General features: G+C 45.0%; 1 protein-coding gene. It reads right to left on the bottom strand.

The annotated features are described in order from the left end of the window. Positions 1 to 686: aldehyde dehydrogenase family protein (locus tag ACTXGO_RS14595; protein WP_443575027.1), on the bottom strand; the 686-nt coding region annotated here is incomplete at its 3' end. Positions 687 to 1,006 lie beyond the last annotated feature (320 nt).

The raw sequence follows: 1,006 nt of genomic DNA, 5'->3' as shown, positions 1-1,006 counted from the left end.
TTGGGCGCAGCGGCTGCCATTACCTTTTTGCCGACAGCGGTAGAGCCAGTATATAGCAGATGATCAAAGGGCAGCTTACTAAATTCTTCGGCAATCTCAACTTCGCCTAACACTACAGAGACCATATCAGGAGAAAAATAATGCGCGACGAGTTTTGCAAACGTTTCAGCAAACTTAGGCGCCGCTTCACTCATCTTAATCATGATGCGATTGCCTGCTGTGAGCGCATCAATCATCGGTCCTATCGCCAAAAACAGTGGATAGTTCCATGGCACCATGATACCGACCAGTCCTAAAGGCTGCGGCTGAATCTCATTATGCGCGGGACGATACAAAGCGGATATCGGCATGCGCTGCGGTTTCATCCACTTTTTGCCGTACTTTTTGGCATGAGTGATACCCGTAAAGCTTGGAAACAGCTCAGCGAACTGCGTCTCAGACTGGCTACGATAGCCAAAATCTTCGCTAATAGCTTCGGCAATCTGTTCTTGGTTATCACTAAGCAATAGCTCGAGGTTGTCGAGCTGCGTCTCACGCTCGTACCAGTCATTAATCGGCTGGCTACGACTGAGCGCTTGCATACGCGTAAACTGCGCTTGCATCTCCTCAACGGTATTAATAATGCTCATGGTACGATCTGTATGCATCTGTGTATTATCTTGAGTGATTACATCATTATCTGTCATTTGTCTTCCTTGTCATGTCTAGAGTAAGCCAGTGTGAGCCACTGTCAGTTGCCACTTAATGTAGCGCAAGCCTATCACAATGAAAAGTGTATTTAGCGTACTGGTAGGTTTGTATAGTAAAATTAAGCACAGCTGCTACACTTGTCTATGACTACCATTGTTTTCTCATATTGCCATCATTGCGCTTAGTCCTCTTTATTAGGGCAAGAAGCGCAATTTAAAGCATGAGCCCTATATTCTAATACTGTGACGACTATGCAAAATTATACGCACCCAACCAGTGATACCCTGATTATTAGATCATTGTCTAAAGCTGACTA

Source organism: Psychrobacter sp. T6-1 (assembly GCF_052258445.1).
The sequence above is the reverse complement of the archived record's forward strand: the minus strand, read 5'-3'. Positions and strand labels throughout refer to the sequence as shown.